Origin of the sequence: Paucibacter hankyongi (assembly GCF_037482915.1) — a bacterium.
Taxonomy (GTDB): domain Bacteria; phylum Pseudomonadota; class Gammaproteobacteria; order Burkholderiales; family Burkholderiaceae_C; genus Paucibacter_A; species Paucibacter_A hankyongi.
Genome location: NZ_JBBHJX010000026.1, coordinates 14,290 through 33,921, shown reverse-complemented (window position 1 = coordinate 33,921; position 19,632 = coordinate 14,290). Strand labels below are relative to the sequence as shown.

Sequence of the window (19,632 nt, the reverse complement as noted above, 5' to 3'; positions counted from 1 at the left end):
TAGATAGGATTTCAGCCGATCATGAACAAGCTCTCTTTCACAATCTCCGCAGCCTTGATGTCGCTCACGCTGGGTACTTCGGCCATGGCTCAGGCAGCCGATGCCGGCAAGACCCGCGCCGAGGTCATTGCCGAACTGGAGCAGGCTCGCGCCAGCGGCGACTTGGCCCGCAGCCATGCCGAGGTGGGCGTGGGCGGCTATCAGGCGCCCAATCTGCCGCGTCAGGCCTTGCCGAGCGTGGCCGTCAAGGCGCCGGCGGCCGCCGTGCCTGCCAAGCCCGCTGCGGCGGTCGCTGCAGAAGGCAAGACGCGTGCTGAAGTGCTGGCCGAGCTGGCCCGGGCTCGCGCCAGCGGTGAACTGGAGGCCCTGCACAGCGAGGGCGGGCCGGGCTACTTCCCGGCGCCGGTCGGCCGCATCAATGGCGCGCCGGTGCTGGCCGGCCAGCCACGCAGCGGCAACTGATACGGCTCACCGCCGCTGATGGCGGTGATGGATGAAAAAAAGGGCGACTCAAATGAGTCGCCCTTTTCGCGTGGCCAATGGTCTATCAGGCTTCGCGGCGCAAAGCCGGGAACAGAATAACGTCGCGGATCGATGGGCTGTCGGTGATCAGCATCATCAGGCGGTCGATACCGATGCCGCAGCCGCCAGTCGGAGGCATGCCGTATTCCAGGGCGCGGATGAAATCGGCGTCATAGAACATCGCCTCTTCGTCGCCGGCGTCCTTGTTGGCCACCTGGGACTGGAAGCGAGCGGCCTGGTCTTCAGCGTCGTTCAACTCCGAGAAACCGTTGGCGTATTCGCGGCCGGTGATAAAGAGCTCGAAGCGCTCGGTGATCTTGGGGTTGCTGTCCGAGGCGCGGGCCAGCGGCGAGACCTCGACGGGATAGTCGATGATGAAGGTCGGCTGCCAGAGCTTTTCTTCCACCACGGCTTCGAACATGCCGAACTGCAACTCGGCCAGCGTCCAGTGCTTGGGCGCCTCTTCGCCCAGGTCCTTCAACTTGGCGCGCAGCAGTTCGGCGTCGTCGGCCTGGGCTTCGCTCAGGCCGGCATGGGCCACCAGCGACTGGCGCACCGACAGACGGGCGAAGGGCTCGTCCAGATGCACCTCTTTGCCGGCGTAGCTGACGCGGGCATTGCCGGTTGCGGCACGAGCGGCATGGCGCAGCACTTCCTCGGTGAAGTCCATCAGATCATGGTGCGTCCAGTAGGCCGCATAGAACTCCATCATCGTGAATTCGGGGTTGTGCCGAACCGAGATACCTTCATTGCGGAAGTTGCGGTTGATCTCGAACACGCGCTCAAAACCGCCCACGATCAGGCGCTTCAGGTAGAGCTCGGGCGCGATGCGCAGGTACATCTCCTGGTCCAGCGCATTGTGGTGGGTGATGAAGGGCTTGGCGTTGGCACCACCCGGGATCGGGTGCAGCATCGGCGTTTCCACTTCCAGGAAGCTGTGCTCCACCATGAAGCTGCGGATCGAGGACACGGCCTTGGAGCGAGCCACAAAGCGGGCGCGGGCGTGTTCGTCGGTGATCAGGTCGACATAACGCTGGCGGTACTTTTGTTCCTGGTCGGCCATGCCATGGAACTTGTCGGGCAGCGGGCGCAGGCTCTTGGTCAAGAGGCGCAGATTGCTGACCCGTACCGACAGCTCGCCGGTCTTGGTCTTGAACAGCTGGCCTTCGGCACCGACGATGTCGCCCAGGTCCATGTGCTTGAAGGCGTCGTAGCTTTCCTCGCCGACACCGTCCTTGGTGACGAAGAGCTGGATGCGGCCGGTGGCGTCCTGCAGGGTGCCAAACGAGGCCTTGCCCATCACGCGCTTGAGCATCAGGCGGCCCGCCACCGAGACGGCCACGGCCTGCGGCTCCAGCGTCTCGTTGTCCAGATCCCCATAGCGCTGCGTCAGCGGCAGGGCGCGGTGCTGGGGTTTGAAATCGTTGGGGAAGGGAACGGCGGTCTTGGCGCGCAAGGCGGCCAGTTTCTCGCGGCGTTCGGTGATCAGCTGGTTCTCGTCGACGGCGACGGGACTGTGGTGCGGGGCGGCGGGGGTGTGCTGGGTCATCATCAACTCATTGAATTTGCTGTGATTTTAGGCGCAGTGGCGCACCCGATCGGGTGCGGCTCTTAGAATCTGCGCTCTGAATCCCGGCCGGGATCTCTTTTTTTGCCCCCATGAGCCCGAACAATCCCCTGTTGGATCGCCCCGTCCGCTTTGCCTTGGTCGGTTGCGGTCGCATTGCCAAGAACCATATCGAAGCCATCCAGGCCCATGCCGGTCGCGCTGAATTGGTGGCGGTCTGCGACACCAAGCCCGAGCATCTGGCCGCCGCCGTGGCTTTGACGGGCGCAACCGGCTATGCCTCTTTGGACGCTTTATTGGCCGGCCACAGCGCCCCCGATGTGGTGGTTTTGGCCACGCCCAGCGGCTTGCATCCGCAGCAGGCGATTCAGGTCGCTCAGGCCGGCTTGCATGTGCTGAGCGAAAAACCCATGGCCACCAAGTTCGAAGAAGGCATGGCCATGGTGCGCGCCTGTCGCGATGCCGGGGTCAAACTCTTTGTGGTCAAGCAAAACCGCTTGAACGCCACGGTGCAGCAGGTCAAACAGGCGATTGATCAGGGGCGCTTTGGCCGCATTTTCCTCAGCACCGTCAATGTGTTCTGGACCCGCCCGCAGAGCTACTACGACGCTGCCCCTTGGCGCGGCCGTTGGGATCTGGACGGCGGCGCCTTCATGAACCAAGCCAGCCATTACGTCGATCTGCTTGATTGGCTGGTCGGCCCGGTGGACAGCGTTCATGCCTACACCGCCACGCTGGACCGTGACATCGAAGCCGAAGACACCGGCGTGATGAGCGTGCGTCTGCGCCACGGCGGCCTGGGGTCCATCAACGTGACCATGTTGACCTATCCGCAGAATCTGGAAGGCTCCATCACCATCCTGGGCGAAAAAGGCACGGTCAAGATCGGCGGCACGGCGGTCAACAAGATCGAGCATTGGCAGTTCGCTGACAGCCGCCCCGAGGACGCGGCCGCGCAGGCCGCCAGTTATGAATTGGGGCAGGGCGGTGGCAGTGTCTATGGATTCGGCCACCCGCTCTACTACGACAACGTCATCAAGACCTTGCGCGGCGAAGCCAATGCCGAGGTCGATGGCTACGAAGGCCTGCGCTCGCTTGAAATTCTGATCGCGGCCTATCGCAGCGCTCGTGATGGCCAGCGCGTTGGCCTGCCCCTGGTGTTTTGAGCATGAGCTACTGGAAACACGACTCCGCTATCGTCGACGAAGGCGCGCAGCTGGGCGAGGGCACCAAAGTCTGGCACTTCGCTCATATCAGCCCGGGTGCCCGCATCGGTGAGCGCTGCGCTTTCGGCCAAGGCGTCTATGTAGGCAATGATGTTCACATCGGCCACAACGTGCGGGTGCAGAACAATGTCTCGGTCTACGACGCGGTGACGCTGGAGGACGATGTGTTTTGCGGCCCCAGCATGGTGTTCACCAATGTCTACAACCCTCGCGCCGCCGTGGCGCGCAAGAACGAATATCGGCGCACGCTGGTGAAGCAGGGCGCTACGCTGGGTGCCAACTGCACCATCGTGTGTGGTCACACGATCGGACGTTATGCCTTTGTCGGCGCTGGCGCGGTGGTGCAAAAGGACCTGCCGGACTTTGCTTTGGTGGTGGGCGTGCCGGCGCGTCAAATCGGCTGGATGAGCCGCTTCGGCGAACGACTGCCTTTGCCTTTGAAGGGCGAAGCTGAGGCCACCTGCCCGCATACCGGCGACGTCTATCGCCTCAGCGGTGATCGCCTTGTACTGATCTCGGAAGGAAAGCTCGCGTGAGCGTCAACAGCCCCCAGAACCTGCCCTTCATCGATTTGAAAGCCCAGTACGCCGCACTCAAGTCCGAGATCGATGCGCGTATCCAGCGGGTGCTGGACCATGGTCAATACATCATGGGCCCCGAGGTCAAGGAGTTGGAGACCGCGTTGGCCGCCTATGTCGGCGTCAAGCATTGCATCACCGTCTCCAGTGGCACGGAGGCGCTCTTGATCGCGCTGATGGCTTTGGATCTGAAACCTGGCGATGAAGTCATCACCACGCCCTTTACCTTTGCCGCCACGGCCGAGGTGATTGTTTTGCTGGGCGGTGTGCCGGTGTTTGTGGACATCGAGCCCGACACCTGCAATATCGACGCGCGCCTGATCGAAGCCGCCATCACGCCGCGCACCCGCGCCATCATGCCGGTCAGCCTCTACGGCCAGGTGTGCGATATCGACGAGATCAACGCGATTGCAGCGCGTCATGGCGGCATTCCGGTGATCGAGGATGCAGCGCAGAGCTTTGGTGCCACGTACAAGGGCAAGAAGAGCTGTGGCTTGAGCACCTTTGGCGCGACCAGTTTCTTCCCTAGCAAGCCGCTGGGTTGCTACGGCGACGGCGGCGCTTTGTTCACCGATGACGATGGCTTGGCGCAGGCGGCGCGTGAGATTCGCGTGCACGGCCAGAGTCAGCGTTACACGCACACGCGACTGGGCGTGGGCGGGCGCATGGACACGCTGCAATGCGCCGTGGTCTTGGCCAAGCTGCCCCGTTTCGACTGGGAACTGGAGCAGCGCCTGCGATTGGGTGCGCGATATCAAGCGGCCTTGGCCGAATTGCCCGTGCAAAGCTTGGCCGTGCGCGAGGATCGCAATTGCGTTTGGGCGCAGTTCACCTTGCAAGTGGACGACAGGCCGGCGCTGCAAGCGGCATTGACGGCCGCAGGCATTCCGACTGCCATTCATTACCCCAAACCGATGCATCAACAGCCGGCTTATGCCCGGTTCGGCCAAGGCGGCAGCTTCCCCAATGCCGAGCGCGCCGCGCAGCGTGTGATCAGCCTGCCCATGAGCCCCGACCTCAGCGAAGCGCAGCAAGACCAGGTGCTGGCCGCCTTGCGCTCGGCGCTGGTTTGAGATGGCTTGGGTGCGCGTCACTGAATGAAAAGTAGCGGCCTGCTGCGTTCCACGCTCACTCTGTTGGCGGGCAGCGCCTTGGCGCAACTGCTGCCTTTGTTGCTTGGCCCTTGGCTGACACGTATTTACACGCCGACCGAGTTTGGCCAGTTTGGGTTCTTGTGGGCCCTGGCCAGCAATCTGGCGGTGGTTGCTTGCGCCCGCTATGAATTCGCGCTGCCGATGGAAATGGAGGATTCAGCCGCTGCCGTGTTGCTGGCTCTGTGTGCGCGCGTCTTGCTGTGTGTGGTTTTGTTAGCGGGCCTCGTGGGCTTGCTCCTTTGGCGCTGGCAAGACCTGGCCCTGGCCTGGGGGCTGCCACTGGCCGTCTTGGCTGCTGCCTTGACGCAAGCCCTGACCCTGTGGGCGACCCGGGCGCAGCGTTTTCAAGCCTTGGCCCTGGCGCGGGTGGCGCAGTATGGTGGAGGTGCCTTGCTGCAGTTGCTCTTGGGCCTGGCGGGCGCGGGCGTCGCTGGGCTTTTGCTGGGGCCGGTGGTCGCGGGTGTCGTGGCCGCATTGATGCTGGCTCGGCCTGCGCCTTTGGGTGGGTGGGCCGCTTTGTGGCGTATGCCTGTTGCGGTGCTCAAGCCCATGGCGATCAAACATCGCGACTTCCCCTTGCTGAATACGCCGCATGCCTTTGCCGGCGCCTTGCAAGATAGTCTGGCCATGATTTTGATTGCCGCCTGGTCGGGCGATGCTTCTGCCGGCTATTGGGCCTTGGCCTTGCGTTACTTGAAGGCGCCGGCCAGCTTGGTCGGTGGCGCCTTGTCTCAGGTGCTGTATGCGCGTCTGGTGCAGGCAAGACACAGTGGGACTGAGTCGCTTCGCTTGGTGCGTCAATGCATGGCGCTGCTGCTGCTCTTGGCCTTGCCGATGATGGGGGCCTTGATGCTCTGGGGGCCGGCTCTGTTTGCCGCCGTGTTCGGTGAGCGTTGGCAGGATGCCGGCGAATTGGCGCGAGCCCTGGCACCCTATATTGCGCTGCATTTCGTGGCCTCGCCCATGTCGGTGGCGATGATGGCTTGGGGTGCGCAAGCCTGGGGCTTGCGGCTGGCGCTGTTCGGGCAGGTCTTGTTTGTATTGGGCTTGGTCGCCGGTCTTTGGCTTGGGGGGCTGATCGGGGCGGCCTGGGGCGTGTCCGCCGCTATGCTTGCCTACTTCGCCTACTTCTTCTGGGCCTTGGCGCACTGGAAGACGTTTCCAGCGCATCAAAACCCGACGCCAAACGAATATCAGAACTGAAAGCAAGACCGCGTGCGAGCCTGGCTGAACCCATTCATCAACCGTTGCCGGCGGCGTTTGCAACGCCTGCTCAGCCATCGCATCATCTTCGGTGAGCGAAGCTGGGACGGCCGCTCCTTGCGGCACACCCGCATCGCGCCCAGCACCTGCATTGAGGGCGAGGCGGGCTTGCGCTTGGCCGATCATGTCTTCATTGGGCAGTTCAACTTCATCGAAGCCACAGCGGGCCTGCAGATTGATGAAGGCGTGCAGATCACCAATTACGTCAGCATGGTCACCCACAGCTCACACCGTTCGATCCGATTGTTGGGCGCCAGTTATTCTGCACATCAAGGTGAGCGCCCCGGCTATATCAAAGCGCCGATTCACATTGGCGCCTACAGTTTTGTCGGGCCCCACAGCTTGATTGAGGCCGGCAGCGTGATCGGCAAGGGTGCCTTGATTTGCGCCTATGCGCAGGTACGTGGCGAGGTGCCAGCCTTTGCCATCATGGCCGGTCAGCCGGCCGTGCAGGTGGGCGATGTGCGCGATGGGGATGCCAAGCTCTTGGCGCAGTACCCCGAACTGGCACCGCACTACCAAGCCTGGGCGGGCGAGTTGCCCAAGACCTTCGAAGCATGAAAGTCGCAAACATCCCTGCCAAGCCCCTGCGATGGGTGCTGATCGGCGACGGCGAAAGCCCGCATCTGCTGAAGTGGGCCCGCGCCTTGGCGCAGCGTCCCAACATCGAGTTATGGGCCGCCTCCTCACGCGGCTTTTTGCCCGAGTTTGATTGGCTGATTCCGGCGGGGCGGCGTCATGCCATGAACACCCGGCCCGAGCACGCTGGCGGCAACCTTGGCGTGTTCAAACAGCTGCCGGGCCTGGGCGCCTGGTTGGCCGAGGTGGACGCCGACTGGCTGCATGCCCATTACCTGACCTCGCATGGCACCCTGGCCTGGGCGGCGCGTCGCGGTTGGCGCCTGCGGGCGGGCATCATCGGTTCGGCCTGGGGCAGCGATATCTTGGTGACGCCGCAGCAAGGCTGGGCTTACCGCTGGTTGACCCGCAAGGTGCTGCAGGCCTGCGCCTTGAGCACCTCGGACTCTCAGCACATGAGCGGCGTGATGAAGACGTTAGGTGCGGGCGAGGTGATGACCTTCCCCTTCGGCTTGGAGGCCATGCCCAAGAGCAGCAATGCAGCAGCTTCGCGCAAGCAGCCATGGTTGTTCTTTGCCAATCGTGGTTTGGAGCCGATTTATCGGCCTGAGCGGGTGATTGCGGCCTTTGCTGCGGTGGCGACTGAAGTGCCCGAGGCCCGGCTGGTGGTGGCCAACGACGGCTCGCTGCGCGAGCCCTTGCAGCAACAGGTGCGGGATCTGGGGCTGGCCGAGCGTGTGCAATTTGTGGGTCGGCTCGACGTCACCACGCAAGCGAGCCATTACGCCAAGTCGACCTGGTACTTCAGCCTGCCGCAGAGCGACTCGGTGTCGGTGTCGGTGCTGGAGGCCATGGCGCATGGCTGCGTGCCCTTGCTCTCAGACCTGCCGGCCAACCGTGAGCTTTTGGGTGAGCCGACGCAGCGCGGCCTTATTGTTGATGAGGCGGCTTTGCCTGACTTGCCTGCGCAATTGCGGGCGCTGAGCGAGCGTCTGCCTGCCTTGGCCGCCGCCAACCGCGCCTGGGTGGCCGAGCACGGGCTCTTCGCCCCGGCGGTGGAGAAATTTTTGAAGCGTGTGAAAGAACTGGATTCGACGACGTGAAGCTGCTGCTGATCAACCATTACGCCGGCTCACCCGAGCATGGCATGGAGTACCGCCCTTACTACTTGGCAAGGGAATGGGTGCGCCAGGGTCATCAAGTCTTGATCCTCGGCGCTTCGCAGTCGCATGTGCGCAGCACTCAGCCGCAAGTGGGCGTGCAGATTATCAATGGGGTGCATTACTGCTGGTACGACACCCCCGAGTACGCCGGCAATGGCTGGCAGCGCCTGCGCAATATCTGGAGTTTTTGCCGCCAGATTGCTGGCGATGCCAAACATCTGGCCGAGGGCTTTGCGCCCGATGCGGTGATCGCGTCCAGCACCTATCCCATGGACATCTGGGTAGCGCGCAAGATCGCCCGCCAAGCCAACAAGTTGCGCCCCTCGCAGGCGCTTACGCCTTCGATCCCCCAAGGGGATGTGGCCGCCCTTGGGAGCGGCCCGGCGGGCGGCCGGACCAAGCTGGTCTACGAGGTGCACGATCTGTGGCCCTTGTCGCCGATTGAACTCAGCGGCATGTCGCCTTGGCATCCCTTCGCGCTGCTCTGCCAAAAAGCCGAGAACGATGCCTATCGAGACGCCGATCGGGTCGTTTCCATGCTGCCCAAGGTTCACGAGCACATGGCGGCCCATGGGCTGGACCTAAGCAAGCTGAGCATCGTGCCGAATGGCATCACGATCGATGAGTGGCAAGGCGAGCCCGAACCCTTGCAGGCTGAGCTGGCGGCGCATTTGGCCTTGCTCAAAGCCAGCGGTCGGCTGGTGCTGGGCTACGCCGGCTCGCATGGTCTGCCCAATGCCTTGGACGTCTTGCTGGATGCGGCCAAACTGCTGAGTCAGACGGAGGCCGGACGAAAGATTGCCATCGTCATGGTCGGCGGCGGGCATGAGAAAGCCCGCTTGGCGGCGCGGGTGCAGGCCGAGGGGCTGAGCAATGTCAGCTTGTTTGACCCCATTCCGAAGGCGCAGATCCCGAGCTTGTTGACGTGTTTCGATCTGGCCTATATCGGTTGGCAGCGCACGCCGATTTATCGCTTTGGCATCGCACCGAACAAGCTGATGGATTACATGATGGCGCAAGTGCCGGTGCTGCATTCGGTGGAAGCGGGCAATGACCCGGTGGCCGAAGCTGGCGCGGGCCTGACCGTGGCGCCCGAGGACCCGGCCGCAGTGGCCCAAGGCGTTTTGCAACTGGCGCAGCGCAGCCCGGACGAGCGCGCCGATATGGGGCGAAAAGGGCGGGCTTTCGTGCTGGCGAACCACACCTATCCGGTGCTGGCCCAGCGCTTCATCGACGCCTTGAGTTAAACCTGCATGAGCCAGCGCCAAGAAGAGCTTGAGGCCATTGCCGAGCGCTACCAGCGCCGCGCCGGCGCTGTGCCTGTCGACCGGTACAGCTTGCTGAGGCCCGAAGTCTGGCAGATGTGGCAGGAGCGGCAGCGGGCCTTGCTGCGCGTCTTGGCGCAAAAGCCGGGCTCGCCGGCGGACTGGCGCTTGGCCGAGGTCGGCTGCGGCGCCGGTGGCAATCTGCAAGAAATGCTGCGTTTTGGTTTCAGGCCTGAGCATTTGCAAGGCGTGGAGTTGTTGCCCGAGCGTCATGCGGCGGCCCGCGAGGTCTTGCCCGAGGCCGTGCGCCTGAGCTTGGGTGATGCCTCGCAAGCCGAGATCGCGCCGGCCAGCCAAGACTTGGTTTTGCAATCGACGGTTTTTTCCTCGATCTTGAGCGACTCGGTGCAGGTGGCCTTGGCCCAGGCCATGTGGAACTGGCTCAAACCGGGCGGCGCCGTGCTTTGGTATGACTTCATCGTCGACAATCCACGCAATGCCGATGTGCGCGGCGTGCCGATTCAGCGGGTGAAGGCCTTGTTCCCGGATGCCCGCATCCGCTGGCAGCGGGTGACGCTGGCGCCACCGCTGGCCCGGCTGGTGTGTCGCCTGCATCCCAGTGCCTATACCGTGTTCAATAGCATTCCTTGGCTGCGCACCCATGTGCTGGCCGTGATCGAAAAGTCATCTTCATGAGTTCTGAGTCCTCGTCTCAAGTCCCGTTTCTGCCCTTTGCCTTGCCTGAGATTGGCGAGGATGAGATCAATGAGGTGGTGGACACGCTGCGCTCGGGCTGGGTGACGACCGGCCCCAAGGCCAAGCGCTTTGAGCAAGAGTTCGCTCAGTTTTTGGGCGAACCCGAGATTGAGTGCATCGCGGTCAACTCGGCTACTGCTGGTCTGCACTTGGCTTTGGAAGCTTTAGGCATCGGCCCCGGCGACGAGGTCATCACCACCACCCACACCTTCACCGCCACCGCCGAGGTGGTGCGTTATTTGGGCGCGGACGTGGTCTTGGTGGACATCGACCCCAAGACCCTGAATATCGACCCCAAGCTGGTCGAGGCCGCCATCACTCCGCGCACCCGTTGCATCATCCCGGTGCACTACGCGGGTCTGGCGGTGGACATGATCGCCATCCTGGACATTGCCCGCAAGCACGGTCTGCGCGTGGTGGAAGACGCGGCTCACGCCTTGCCCACGACCTTGGAGAAAGAGCTGATCGGCACCATGGGTAGCGACGCCACGGTGTTCAGCTTCTATGCCAACAAGACCATGACCACCGGCGAGGGCGGCATGCTGGTGACGCGCAATGCTGAGTTGGCCAAGCGCGCCAAGGTGATGCGCTTGCACGGCATGAATCGCGATGCTTTTGATCGCTTCACCGCCAAGGTGCCGAGTTGGTATTACGAGATCGTGGCCCCCGGCTACAAATACAACTTGACCGATATTGGCGCGGCGCTGGGTATTCACCAACTCAAGCGCTTGCCAGCCTTTCAACTGCGGCGCGAGAAGATCGCGCAGGCTTACAACGAGGCCTTTGCCGACCTGCCGCTGATCTTGCCGCCGGAAGCGATCGAGGGGGATGTGCATTCCTGGCATCTCTACGTGCTGCGCTTGAGCGATGCCGCTGACATCGACCGCGACGCCTTTATCGAAGCGATGTTCGCCGCCGGCATCGGCTGCAGCGTGCACTACATCCCTTTGCATCTGCAGCCCTATTGGCGCGACCGCTATGGCCTGACACCCGAGCAGTTCCCGCATTCGCAAAAGGCCTATGAGCGTAGCTTCAGCATCCCGCTCTACACGGCCATGACGGATGCTGATGTGGAGCGGGTGATCGCTGCTGTGCGCCTCATCGCGCGGGCTTGATTTCGCCGTCGCAACGAGTTCCTCTCCATGGCCAAACGGCTTTTCGATCTCTTCTGTTCCGGCCTTGGCCTCGTGCTTCTGTCGCCGCTGCTGCTCGTTGTGGCGATCTGGATCAAGCTCGACTCACCCGGCCCGGTCATGTTCCGGCAGGAGCGGGTGGGGCGATTCGGCAAGCCTTTTTACATCCATAAGTTCCGCAGCATGCGTGTCGATGCCCCCGCCCTAGGGCCGCAAATCACGATTGGCCAAGACCCTCGCATCACGCGCAGTGGTCGCTGGCTGCGCGCCAGCAAGATCGATGAGTTGCCGCAATTGTGGGACGTGTTCCGTGGCGCCATGAGTTTGGTCGGCCCCCGGCCCGAGGTGCCGCGCTATGTGGCGCTGTACACGCCAGAGCAACGTGATTTGGTCTTGTCGGTGCGGCCGGGCATTACCGATCCGGCCTCCCTGCAGTTCCGCAACGAGAGTGAGATCCTGGCCAGCGCTGCGGATCCCGAGCGTGAGTATGTCGACGTCATCATGCCGGCCAAGTTGCAGATTGCTGGCGACTATGTGCGACATGCCAGTGTTTGGACTGATTTGCGCTTGATCTTGGCCACGCTGGGGGCCCTGGGTCACATGGACTCATACTCTGTCTCGAACAATAAAAAATAGCAGTACGCAATGAACTGGTTGTCTCTCGACGCTTTCTTGACCCGCATCCGGCCGCAGCGCGAGGCGCTGGCCCTTGGGCTGGATCTGGCCGTGGTGGCCTTGGCTTGGCAAGCCACGTATTTGTTCCGCCTCGGCTTTGAGCGCTGGTTCAGTGCCCGGCCCGCTTACGACCACTGGGTCTTGCTGGGCTTTGTGCTTTTGTATGCCTTGGTGCTGAAGGGACTCAAGGTGCCCAAAGGCATGTGGCGCTTCTCGGGTTTTGGTGAGGTGCAGCGCTTGGCCCTGGTTTGCTTGATCGCGGGTTTGATCGGCGCCACCGTGGTGCTGATGGCGCAACTCAGCAAAGTGCCGCGCGCAGTCTTGGCTCTGCATCCTCTGTTCACCCTGATGGGTCTGGCCATGTTGCGCATGGTCTATCGCATGCTCTACGAGCATATGCGCAGCCGCATCAGTGGCAGCGCGCAGGAGCAGCGCCGCGCCTTGGTGATGGGCGCAGGCGACGCGGGGCGACTGCTGGTGGCCGGCATCCAGCACAGCCAGGGCTGGGTGGTGGTGGGTTATTTGGATGACGCACCGAGCAAGCGCGGTGCTCGCGTAGGCGGTGTGCCGGTGTTGGGTGCGCTGGAGGAGGCCAAACACTTCTCGGAATTGCACGGCATCACCCATCTGATTGTGGCCATGCCAGCGGCGACGGTGGCCCAGCGACGCCGCGCGCTCGATTTGGCGGGTCAGGTCGGGCTGCCGGTCTTGACTGTGCCAAGCAGCCAAGAATTGTTGGAAGGCCGCCATGTCGACCAAGTCCGCGACATCGAACCCGAAGACCTGCTGGGCCGCGAGCCTGTGGAATTAGACGAAGGCGGCATCAGCGAATGCCTCTCAGGCAAGGTCGTCTTGATCACCGGCGCCGGCGGTTCGATCGGCTCCGAATTGTGCCGGCAAGTAGCCCGTTATGGCCCGTCCAAGATCGTGCTCTATGAGCTCAGCGAGTTCGCGCTGTACACCATCGAGCAAGAACTGGGCGAGAAGTTCCCTCACATTTCCTTGGTGCGCCTGGTCGGCGACGTCAAAGACCTGGAACACCTGCGCTACGTCTTCGGCAAATACAAACCGCAAATCGTCTTCCATGCTGCGGCCTACAAACATGTGCCCTTGATGGAAGAAGAAAACGCCTGGGCCTGTCTGCGCAACAACACCCTCGGCACCTACAACGCTTGCCAGGCCGCCGCCGAGCATGGTGTTGAACGCTTTGTGCTCATCAGTACCGACAAGGCGGTCAATCCCACCAACGTCATGGGCGCCACCAAGCGCGCAGCCGAGTTGGTGATCAGCCATATGGCCGCTGAATCAGAGAAGCAGGGCCATCCCACCAAGTTCATGGCCGTTCGCTTCGGTAATGTGTTGGGCTCCAGTGGCAGCGTGATCCCCAAGTTCAAGGAGCAAATCGCCAAAGGCGGGCCGGTGACGGTGACGCACCCGGACATCACGCGTTACTTCATGACCATTCCCGAGGCAGCGCGTCTGGTAGTGCAGGCGGCAGTGATTGGTGAGACAGGGCAGGTGTTGATTTTGGACATGGGCGAGCCGGTTAAGATTCTGGACCTCGCACGCGACATGATTCGTTTGGCTGGGCGCGAATCGGCAAGTATCAGAATCGAGTTCTCAGGGCTTCGGCCAGGAGAAAAGCTCTTTGAAGAATTGCTGGCTGATTCGGATCACACGCTACCTACCGGGATTTCTCGGCTGAGAGTCGCATGTTTGGCTCAGCAAAGCGCTGAGATTGAGCGGCTCATGGCCTTGCTTGAACACGCAAAACAGGCTTTGGCTCCGCAGGCTGATCAATTGCATGACGAGTTGGCGCGCGTGGGTCTGGGCTACCTCAGATCTGCGGAGTTGAATTTTCAGCCTCCGTCGCGTTAGAGCTTGGTAAGAGCGGGCAGGGCTGAACGGCTTTTGTCGACGGACACAGAGCCGATTGATTCAATTTACTTGTAGAACTTTATGACCATTCTCGTTACCGGCGGTGCCGGCTTCATCGGCAGTAACTTCGTTCTTGACTGGCTCAAAGGCTCTGACGAGCCCGTAGTGACGCTGGACGCCCTGACCTATGCCGGCAATCTGGAAAACCTGGCCGTGCTGCAAGGCGATGCCCGGCACACCTTCGTCAAAGGCGATATCTGCGATCGCGCCTTGGTCGACCAACTGCTGAGCCAGCATCGCCCGCGCGCCCTGATCCACTTCGCCGCTGAAAGCCATGTGGACCGCTCCATCAGCGGCCCCGGCGCCTTCATGCGCACGAACATTGAAGGTACTTACACCCTGCTGGAAGCCGCGCGCGCCTACTGGAGCGGCTTGAACGATGCCGACAAGGCCGCTTGGCGCTTCCACCATGTTTCGACCGACGAGGTCTACGGCTCGCTCAGCGCTGAAGACCCGCCGTTTGCTGAGTCCAAGACCTACGAGCCCAACAGCCCATACTCGGCCAGCAAGGCCGCCAGCGACCACCTGGTGCGCGCCTGGCACCATACCTACGGCCTGCCGGTGCTCACCACCAATTGCAGCAATAACTACGGCCCCTTGCACTTCCCTGAGAAGCTGATCCCGTTGATGATCGTCAATGCCTTGGCGGGCAAGGCCTTGCCCATCTACGGTGATGGCAAGAATGTGCGCGACTGGTTGTTCGTGACCGACCATGCCAGCGCCATTCGCGCCGTGCTTCAGGGCGGGCGCGTGGGCGAGACCTACAACATCGGCGGCTGGAACGAGATGACCAATCTGGAGATTGTGCATACTGTGTGCGAGTTGCTCGACGAGCTACGTCCCGATGCTGCTGGCAGCTACAAGCGCCTGATAGCCTACGTCAAAGACCGCCCCGGCCACGACCGCCGCTATGCTATCGACGCCCGCAAGATCGAGCGCGAACTGGGCTGGCGCCCGGCCGAGACCTTCACGACGGGGATCCGCAAAACCGTGCAGTGGTACTTGGATAACCCCGAGTGGGTCGCGCGCGTGCAAAGCGGCGCCTACCGTGACTGGGTCGCCCAGCAATACCAAGCCTGAGCGGCCGATTCATGAAAATTCTTTTGCTAGGCAAGAACGGCCAAGTCGGCTGGGAGTTGCAACGCGCGCTCGCCCCTTTGGGTGAGCTGGTCGCGCTGGATCGCAGCGAAGGCGCCGACCTCGCTAAGCCCGAGGTCTTGCGGGCCACGGTCCGGGCGGTGGCGCCGCAGGTCATCGTCAATGCCGCAGCCTACACCGCGGTCGACAAAGCCGAGACCGAGCAAGACCTGGCCCTGCAGATCAATGCCCAAGCGCCGGGTTTGCTGGCCGAAGAAGCCAAGCCACTTGGCGCCGTGCTGGTTCACTACAGCAGCGACTATGTGTTCGACGGCAGCGGCAACACGCCGCGCGATGAAGATGCCGCCACCGGCCCCTTGAGTGTCTACGGCCGCAGCAAGCTGCAAGGCGAAGACGCCATCCGCGCCAGCGGCTGCCAGCACCTGATTCTGCGCACCAGCTGGGTCTACGCCGCACGTGGGGGCAACTTCGCCAAGACCATGTTGCGCCTCGCGGCTGAGCGCGAGCAACTCAAAGTCATTGCCGATCAGATCGGTGCGCCCACCGGGGCCGATCTCTTGGCCGATCTGACGGCACAGATGCTGCCCGCATTAAGAGCAAAGCCTGAACTCAGTGGCACCTATCACGCCGTGGCCAGTGGCGAAACCAGTTGGCATGCCTACGCGCAGTATGTGATCGAGTTCGCCCGCGCCCGGGGGCAAGCCTTGCGCGTGGCGCCCGAGCAGGTGCTAGCCATCCCGACCCGGGACTACCCCACGCCCGCTCAGCGCCCGCTCAACTCCCGCCTGTCCACCGCCAAGCTGCAAGCCGCCTTCGGCCTGCGCCTGCCGCATTGGCAGCAAGGGGTGGCGCGCATGTTGATGGAAATTCTCTGAGCCCCAAACACATGGCAGGGCCTGACTGAGGCGAGCTTCTTATCCCAGCCCGCCCCTCGGGCCCGTCACCGCATCAAGGAGAGACCCATGACGAACAAAAGCCGCAAAGGCATCATCCTCGCCGGAGGCTCCGGCACCCGCCTGCACCCGGCCACCCTGGCCATGAGCAAGCAATTGCTGCCGGTCTACGACAAGCCCATGGTGTACTACCCGCTGGCCACGCTGATGCTGGCCGGCATCCGCGACATCTTGCTGATCAGCACCCCGCAAGACATCCCCCGCTTTGAAGCCCTGCTGGGTGACGGCAAGCGCTGGGGTCTCAACATCAGCTACTGCGTGCAGCCCAGCCCGGATGGTCTGGCCCAAGCCTTCATTCTCGGCAAAGACTTCATCGATGGCGCCCCCAGCGCCTTGGTGCTGGGCGACAACATCTTCTACGGCCACGACTTCCAAGGTCTGCTCGGCAGCGCCAATGCCTGCCAAAACGGCGCCACTGTGTTTGCCTACCATGTCACCGATCCTGAGCGTTATGGGGTGGTGGACTTCGATGCCAACAAGACAGCCTTGTCCATCGAAGAGAAGCCTGCCGCACCCAAGAGCAACTATGCGGTCACGGGCCTCTACTTCTACGACGAGCAGGTCTGCGACATCGCCGCCGGCATCAAGCCCAGCGCGCGCGGCGAGTTAGAGATCACCGACGTCAATGCCCAGTACCTGCGCCAAGGCCAGTTGCAAGTCGAGATCATGGGCCGCGGCTATGCCTGGCTGGACACCGGCACGCATGACAGCTTGCTCGAAGCCGGGCAGTTCATCGCCACGCTAGAAAAGCGCCAAGGCCTGAAGGTCGCCTGCCCCGAGGAGATCGCCTTCCGCTCGGGCTGGATCACGGCCGATCAGCTGGCCGCGCTGGCCAAGCCGCTGGCCAAGAACGGCTACGGCCAGTATTTGCAAAAACTCCTGAGCGAGAAAGCGTTTTAAGCTTCACTATGAATGTCATCCCCACCGCCTTGCCTGAAGTCCTGATCCTCGAACCCCGCGTGTTCGGCGATGCCCGCGGCTTCTTCACCGAAAGCTGGAATGAGCAAACGTTCAACAAGGCGGTCGGCCACGAGGTCCGCTTTGTGCAAGACAACCACTCTCGCTCAGTCCGCGGCGTGCTGCGTGGCCTGCATTTTCAAAGGCCCCCGCACGCACAGGGCAAATTGGTGCGCTGCATCAATGGCCGAGTATTTGATGTGGCTGTGGACATTCGTAAGTCCAGCCCTAATTTTGGAAAATGGGTCGGTGTGGAACTCAATGCAGAGAATCACAAGCAGTTGTGGATCCCGCCTGGTTTTGCGCATGGTTTCCTGACGCTCAGCGAAAGCGCCGACTTTTTATACAAAACAACTGCGTACTATGCCCCACAGGCTGAAGGCGCAGTACTGTGGAACGACACATCAATTGGAATTGTATGGCCTGATACAGGTTTACCACCGACTCTTGCATATAAAGACTCAGTGGCTGCGCCACTGAGCAGCCAGACTAATAAAGTATTTGAATAATCTTACCCTATGAAAATCACCGTTGTTGGCTCAGGCTACGTTGGACTATCAAATTCTGTCTTACTGGCTCAAAAGCACCAAGTCACCACACTGGACATCGACCTAGCTCGGGCAGATGCAATCAATCGCAAGCAATCGACCGTTTCAGATGCATTGATTGAGGACTATCTCGCCACCCGGCCCTTGCAATTAGTTGCAACCACGAATAAAGAACTTGCATACCAAGATGCAGAGTTGATCATCGTTGCGACACCGACGGACTACAACCCTGAGACCAATTATTTCGATACATCGAGTGTCGAATCTGTTTGCCGGGACGCTCTAAAGTTTAATAGGGCTGCACCCATCGTGATTAAATCGACCATCCCGGTCGGATTCACCAAACGGCTTAGCGAATCTTTGCAAACAAACAGAATCATCTTTTCACCTGAATTCCTTCGGGAAGGTAAGGCGCTTTTTGACAATCTGCACCCATCACGCATCGTCGTTGGCAATAAGGGCGAATCTGGTCGCGCCATTGCCGAAATGTTTGCAGACTGTGCTGAAAAACAGAATATCCCGGTCTTGTTGACTGATGCTGACGAGGCCGAGGCGATCAAGCTTTTCGCCAACACCTACCTGGCCATGCGCGTCGCCTTCTTCAATGAGCTTGACTCTTATGCCGAAGTTCATGGCTTGGATTCCAGGCAGATCATTGAGGGAATCGGACTGGACCCCCGCATCGGACTGCATTACAACAACCCTTCATTTGGCTACGGTGGCTACTGTTTACCCAAGGATACCAAGCAACTCTTGGCCAACTACAGGGATGTGCCTAACAATATCATCAGGGCCATTGTTGACAGCAATACAACTCGCAAAGATTTCATTGCTGACTCCATTTGCAAGCGAAATCCCAAGACAGTCGGTATATACAGGCTGGTAATGAAGGCTGGTTCTGATAATTTTAGAACTTCTTCTATTCAAGGCATCATGAAAAGACTAAAGGGCAAAGGGATTGACGTGATAATTTACGAGCCCACCTTATCTAACGACTTGTTCTACAACTCAAAAGTAATAAGCGATTTTGAGTTTTTTAAGTCGAGCGCCGATGTGATTATTGCAAATAGAATGTGCCAAGATTTAATGGATGTCCAGAAAAAGGTCTATACACGAGACCTTTTTGGCAAAGACTGATTCAGGGGCGCCAACTTGAACGCGAGAATGCTATGGTTTATTCGATAATAACGATATGCGCCTTGTTTGGACTTGCTTACGCCCCTTCTTTTGGGGCCGTTATTGCTTTATTGATGATTGCAATTTTGTCGAGCCCTTTGCTTTTTTTGCATAGTCCGCTGGCGACTGGCGTGGCTGAAGGCGGAAGCGCAAGAAGTGTGAATGTCGCATTATTAATTGCATTCTTGGCAGGAGGGGCGAATTTGGTTTTTATTATTAATTCGGTTGGTGCCGACCCATCCATGATGTTTGATTTCGAAGGAATTTCAGAAATTGCTGTCAAATCCACTATTAACCGTTACGAAGAAAACGTAGATTCAAACAGTGGGAATCCGCTTATTCTGGCCCTTTCACTTTTTATTGTTTTTTATATAAAACTAAATGAAGATGGGCTGATTAAGTCCAGTCTTGCTTTGATCCCCATATTACTGTATTCGATTTTTACGACAGAAAAATGGCCCTCTTTTCTTGGGGTAGTTTTTTTTCTTTGTGCAATTTTTGCTGGTGGGATTGAGCAACAACGACGACATCTAGCAAAAATTTTGGCCCTGCTAGGAGTTGTTCTCATATTGATGATGCTTACATTGATAATAAGAAGTGGCTCGGAAGATGTGTTTGAAATTTTTCCTCACTTCGGAAACTATCTATTCGCCCAATACAAAGGCTTTGGCGACTGGTTTGTTAATGAGTATGACTCAGATATATTGGGGCTTGGGCCTTCTAGCTTCATGGGTCCTCTAAATGCCCTTGGATTTATAAGGCGCGAATCAGGTGGGGGATTTTCGTCGTATGAATTGTACGGCCTTGAATCAAATATTTATACGGCATTCCGTTATTTGCTATCTGATTTTGGAGTGCTTGGGGTTTTTCTAATAAACACTGGAATTGTGGTCGTTTTCAATTATTTGGGCAAAGTGGGGGCGCGATCGATGCAGCTTTCCTTGTATTGTTTTATGCTGTTCTGTGCCATCTTGTCAATAAATGTAACGCCCTTTGCCCATAATTCAACCGCCTTGGCAATTGCGGTGTCATCCCTCTATTTTGGAATCTACAAGTTGAGAGCATAGGTAGCGCGACGCAC

At 60.1% G+C, this 19,632-nt stretch carries 19 protein-coding genes; 18 read left to right on the top strand and 1 reads right to left on the bottom strand.

Going from position 1 to position 19,632, the window contains the following annotated elements; translation table 11 throughout:
• Positions 1–21 precede the first annotated feature (21 nt).
• Positions 22–462, top strand: coding sequence for a DUF4148 domain-containing protein (locus tag WG899_RS21680; protein ID WP_339597747.1), 441 nt, complete (start codon positions 22–24; stop codon positions 460–462).
• Positions 463–547: 85 nt separating this feature from the next.
• Here the strand turns inward: WG899_RS21680 and lysS are convergent, their stop codons facing one another.
• The gene (gene lysS / locus WG899_RS21675) at positions 548–2,074 is read right to left on the bottom strand and encodes a lysine--tRNA ligase (RefSeq protein WP_339597746.1); all 1,527 of its coding nucleotides are present in this window, start codon (positions 2,072–2,074) and stop codon (positions 548–550) included.
• Between the two features lie 107 nt (positions 2,075–2,181).
• Between lysS and WG899_RS21670 the strand changes: the two genes are divergently transcribed.
• From WG899_RS21670 to WG899_RS21590, 17 genes are all read left to right on the top strand, one after another.
• Positions 2,182–3,255, top strand: a complete 1,074-nt coding sequence (locus WG899_RS21670) for a Gfo/Idh/MocA family protein (RefSeq protein ID WP_339597745.1) — start codon at positions 2,182–2,184, stop codon at positions 3,253–3,255.
• Positions 3,256–3,257: 2 nt separating this feature from the next.
• On the top strand, positions 3,258–3,851 hold the full coding sequence (locus WG899_RS21665) for an acyltransferase (RefSeq protein ID WP_339597744.1): 594 nt from the start codon (positions 3,258–3,260) through the stop codon (positions 3,849–3,851).
• Positions 3,852–3,871: 20 nt separating this feature from the next.
• Positions 3,872–4,966: a DegT/DnrJ/EryC1/StrS family aminotransferase gene (locus tag WG899_RS21660; RefSeq protein ID WP_339597757.1), complete on the top strand. Its 1,095-nt coding sequence runs from the start codon at positions 3,872–3,874 to the stop codon at positions 4,964–4,966.
• A 24-nt stretch (positions 4,967–4,990) separates the two neighbouring features.
• Positions 4,991–6,250, top strand: a complete 1,260-nt coding sequence (locus tag WG899_RS21655) for a lipopolysaccharide biosynthesis protein (RefSeq protein WP_339597743.1) — start codon at positions 4,991–4,993, stop codon at positions 6,248–6,250.
• A 12-nt stretch (positions 6,251–6,262) separates the two neighbouring features.
• Positions 6,263–6,871, top strand: a complete 609-nt coding sequence (locus WG899_RS21650) for an acyltransferase (RefSeq protein ID WP_444718886.1) — start codon at positions 6,263–6,265, stop codon at positions 6,869–6,871.
• Entirely contained in the window at positions 6,868–7,992 is a 1,125-nt protein-coding gene (locus tag WG899_RS21645) for a glycosyltransferase family 4 protein (protein ID WP_339597742.1), read from the top strand. The genes WG899_RS21650 and WG899_RS21645 overlap by 4 nt, the downstream gene beginning before the upstream one ends.
• Positions 7,989–9,299 carry a glycosyltransferase family 4 protein gene (locus tag WG899_RS21640; RefSeq protein ID WP_339597741.1) on the top strand — a complete coding sequence of 437 codons (1,311 nt, stop codon included), beginning with the start codon at positions 7,989–7,991 and terminating at the stop codon, positions 9,297–9,299. Before WG899_RS21645 ends, WG899_RS21640 begins: the two co-directional genes overlap by 4 nt.
• Positions 9,300–9,305: 6 nt before the next feature.
• Complete coding sequence (locus WG899_RS21635; protein ID WP_339597740.1) at positions 9,306–10,013, top strand: class I SAM-dependent methyltransferase; 708 nt, start codon at positions 9,306–9,308, stop codon at positions 10,011–10,013.
• On the top strand, positions 10,010–11,188 hold the full coding sequence (locus WG899_RS21630) for a DegT/DnrJ/EryC1/StrS family aminotransferase (RefSeq protein ID WP_339597739.1): 1,179 nt from the start codon (positions 10,010–10,012) through the stop codon (positions 11,186–11,188). Before WG899_RS21635 ends, WG899_RS21630 begins: the two co-directional genes overlap by 4 nt.
• 27 nt (positions 11,189–11,215) lie before the next feature.
• Positions 11,216–11,842, top strand: a complete 627-nt coding sequence (locus WG899_RS21625) for a sugar transferase (RefSeq protein WP_339597738.1) — start codon at positions 11,216–11,218, stop codon at positions 11,840–11,842.
• Between the two features lie 9 nt (positions 11,843–11,851).
• Positions 11,852–13,759 (top strand): polysaccharide biosynthesis protein, encoded by a 1,908-nt coding sequence (locus WG899_RS21620; RefSeq protein WP_339597737.1) that lies wholly within the window; start codon positions 11,852–11,854, stop codon positions 13,757–13,759.
• A gap of 81 nt (positions 13,760–13,840) precedes the next feature.
• Positions 13,841–14,899, top strand: coding sequence for a dTDP-glucose 4,6-dehydratase (gene rfbB, locus WG899_RS21615; protein ID WP_339597736.1), 1,059 nt, complete (start codon positions 13,841–13,843; stop codon positions 14,897–14,899).
• An 11-nt stretch (positions 14,900–14,910) separates the two neighbouring features.
• Entirely contained in the window at positions 14,911–15,792 is an 882-nt protein-coding gene (gene rfbD, locus WG899_RS21610; RefSeq protein WP_339597735.1) for a dTDP-4-dehydrorhamnose reductase, read from the top strand.
• 87 nt (positions 15,793–15,879) lie between these two features.
• Positions 15,880–16,770 carry a glucose-1-phosphate thymidylyltransferase RfbA gene (gene rfbA / locus WG899_RS21605; RefSeq protein WP_339597734.1) on the top strand — a complete coding sequence of 297 codons (891 nt, stop codon included), beginning with the start codon at positions 15,880–15,882 and terminating at the stop codon, positions 16,768–16,770.
• An 8-nt stretch (positions 16,771–16,778) separates the two neighbouring features.
• Complete coding sequence (rfbC, locus tag WG899_RS21600) at positions 16,779–17,336, top strand: dTDP-4-dehydrorhamnose 3,5-epimerase (RefSeq protein ID WP_339597733.1); 558 nt, start codon at positions 16,779–16,781, stop codon at positions 17,334–17,336.
• Between the two features lie 9 nt (positions 17,337–17,345).
• Entirely contained in the window at positions 17,346–18,512 is a 1,167-nt protein-coding gene (locus tag WG899_RS21595; protein ID WP_339597732.1) for a nucleotide sugar dehydrogenase, read from the top strand.
• 62 nt (positions 18,513–18,574) lie between these two features.
• Positions 18,575–19,618, top strand: coding sequence for an oligosaccharide repeat unit polymerase (locus WG899_RS21590; RefSeq protein WP_339597731.1), 1,044 nt, complete (start codon positions 18,575–18,577; stop codon positions 19,616–19,618).
• Positions 19,619–19,632 lie beyond the last annotated feature (14 nt).

Coding starts and splice junctions, on each gene's coding strand:
- WG899_RS21620 (WP_339597737.1), top strand. CDS start 11,852: ATGAACTGGTTGTCTCTCGACGCTTTCTTGACCCGCATCCGGCCGCAG.
- WG899_RS21625 (WP_339597738.1), top strand. CDS start 11,216: ATGGCCAAACGGCTTTTCGATCTCTTCTGTTCCGGCCTTGGCCTCGTG.
- rfbB (WP_339597736.1), top strand. CDS start 13,841: ATGACCATTCTCGTTACCGGCGGTGCCGGCTTCATCGGCAGTAACTTC.
- lysS (WP_339597746.1), bottom strand. CDS start 2,074: ATGATGACCCAGCACACCCCCGCCGCCCCGCACCACAGTCCCGTCGCC.
- WG899_RS21655 (WP_339597743.1), top strand. CDS start 4,991: ATGAAAAGTAGCGGCCTGCTGCGTTCCACGCTCACTCTGTTGGCGGGC.
- rfbC (WP_339597733.1), top strand. CDS start 16,779: ATGAATGTCATCCCCACCGCCTTGCCTGAAGTCCTGATCCTCGAACCC.
- WG899_RS21670 (WP_339597745.1), top strand. CDS start 2,182: ATGAGCCCGAACAATCCCCTGTTGGATCGCCCCGTCCGCTTTGCCTTG.
- WG899_RS21680 (WP_339597747.1), top strand. CDS start 22: ATGAACAAGCTCTCTTTCACAATCTCCGCAGCCTTGATGTCGCTCACG.
- WG899_RS21645 (WP_339597742.1), top strand. CDS start 6,868: ATGAAAGTCGCAAACATCCCTGCCAAGCCCCTGCGATGGGTGCTGATC.
- WG899_RS21635 (WP_339597740.1), top strand. CDS start 9,306: ATGAGCCAGCGCCAAGAAGAGCTTGAGGCCATTGCCGAGCGCTACCAG.
- WG899_RS21665 (WP_339597744.1), top strand. CDS start 3,258: ATGAGCTACTGGAAACACGACTCCGCTATCGTCGACGAAGGCGCGCAG.
- rfbD (WP_339597735.1), top strand. CDS start 14,911: ATGAAAATTCTTTTGCTAGGCAAGAACGGCCAAGTCGGCTGGGAGTTG.
- WG899_RS21630 (WP_339597739.1), top strand. CDS start 10,010: ATGAGTTCTGAGTCCTCGTCTCAAGTCCCGTTTCTGCCCTTTGCCTTG.
- WG899_RS21595 (WP_339597732.1), top strand. CDS start 17,346: ATGAAAATCACCGTTGTTGGCTCAGGCTACGTTGGACTATCAAATTCT.
- rfbA (WP_339597734.1), top strand. CDS start 15,880: ATGACGAACAAAAGCCGCAAAGGCATCATCCTCGCCGGAGGCTCCGGC.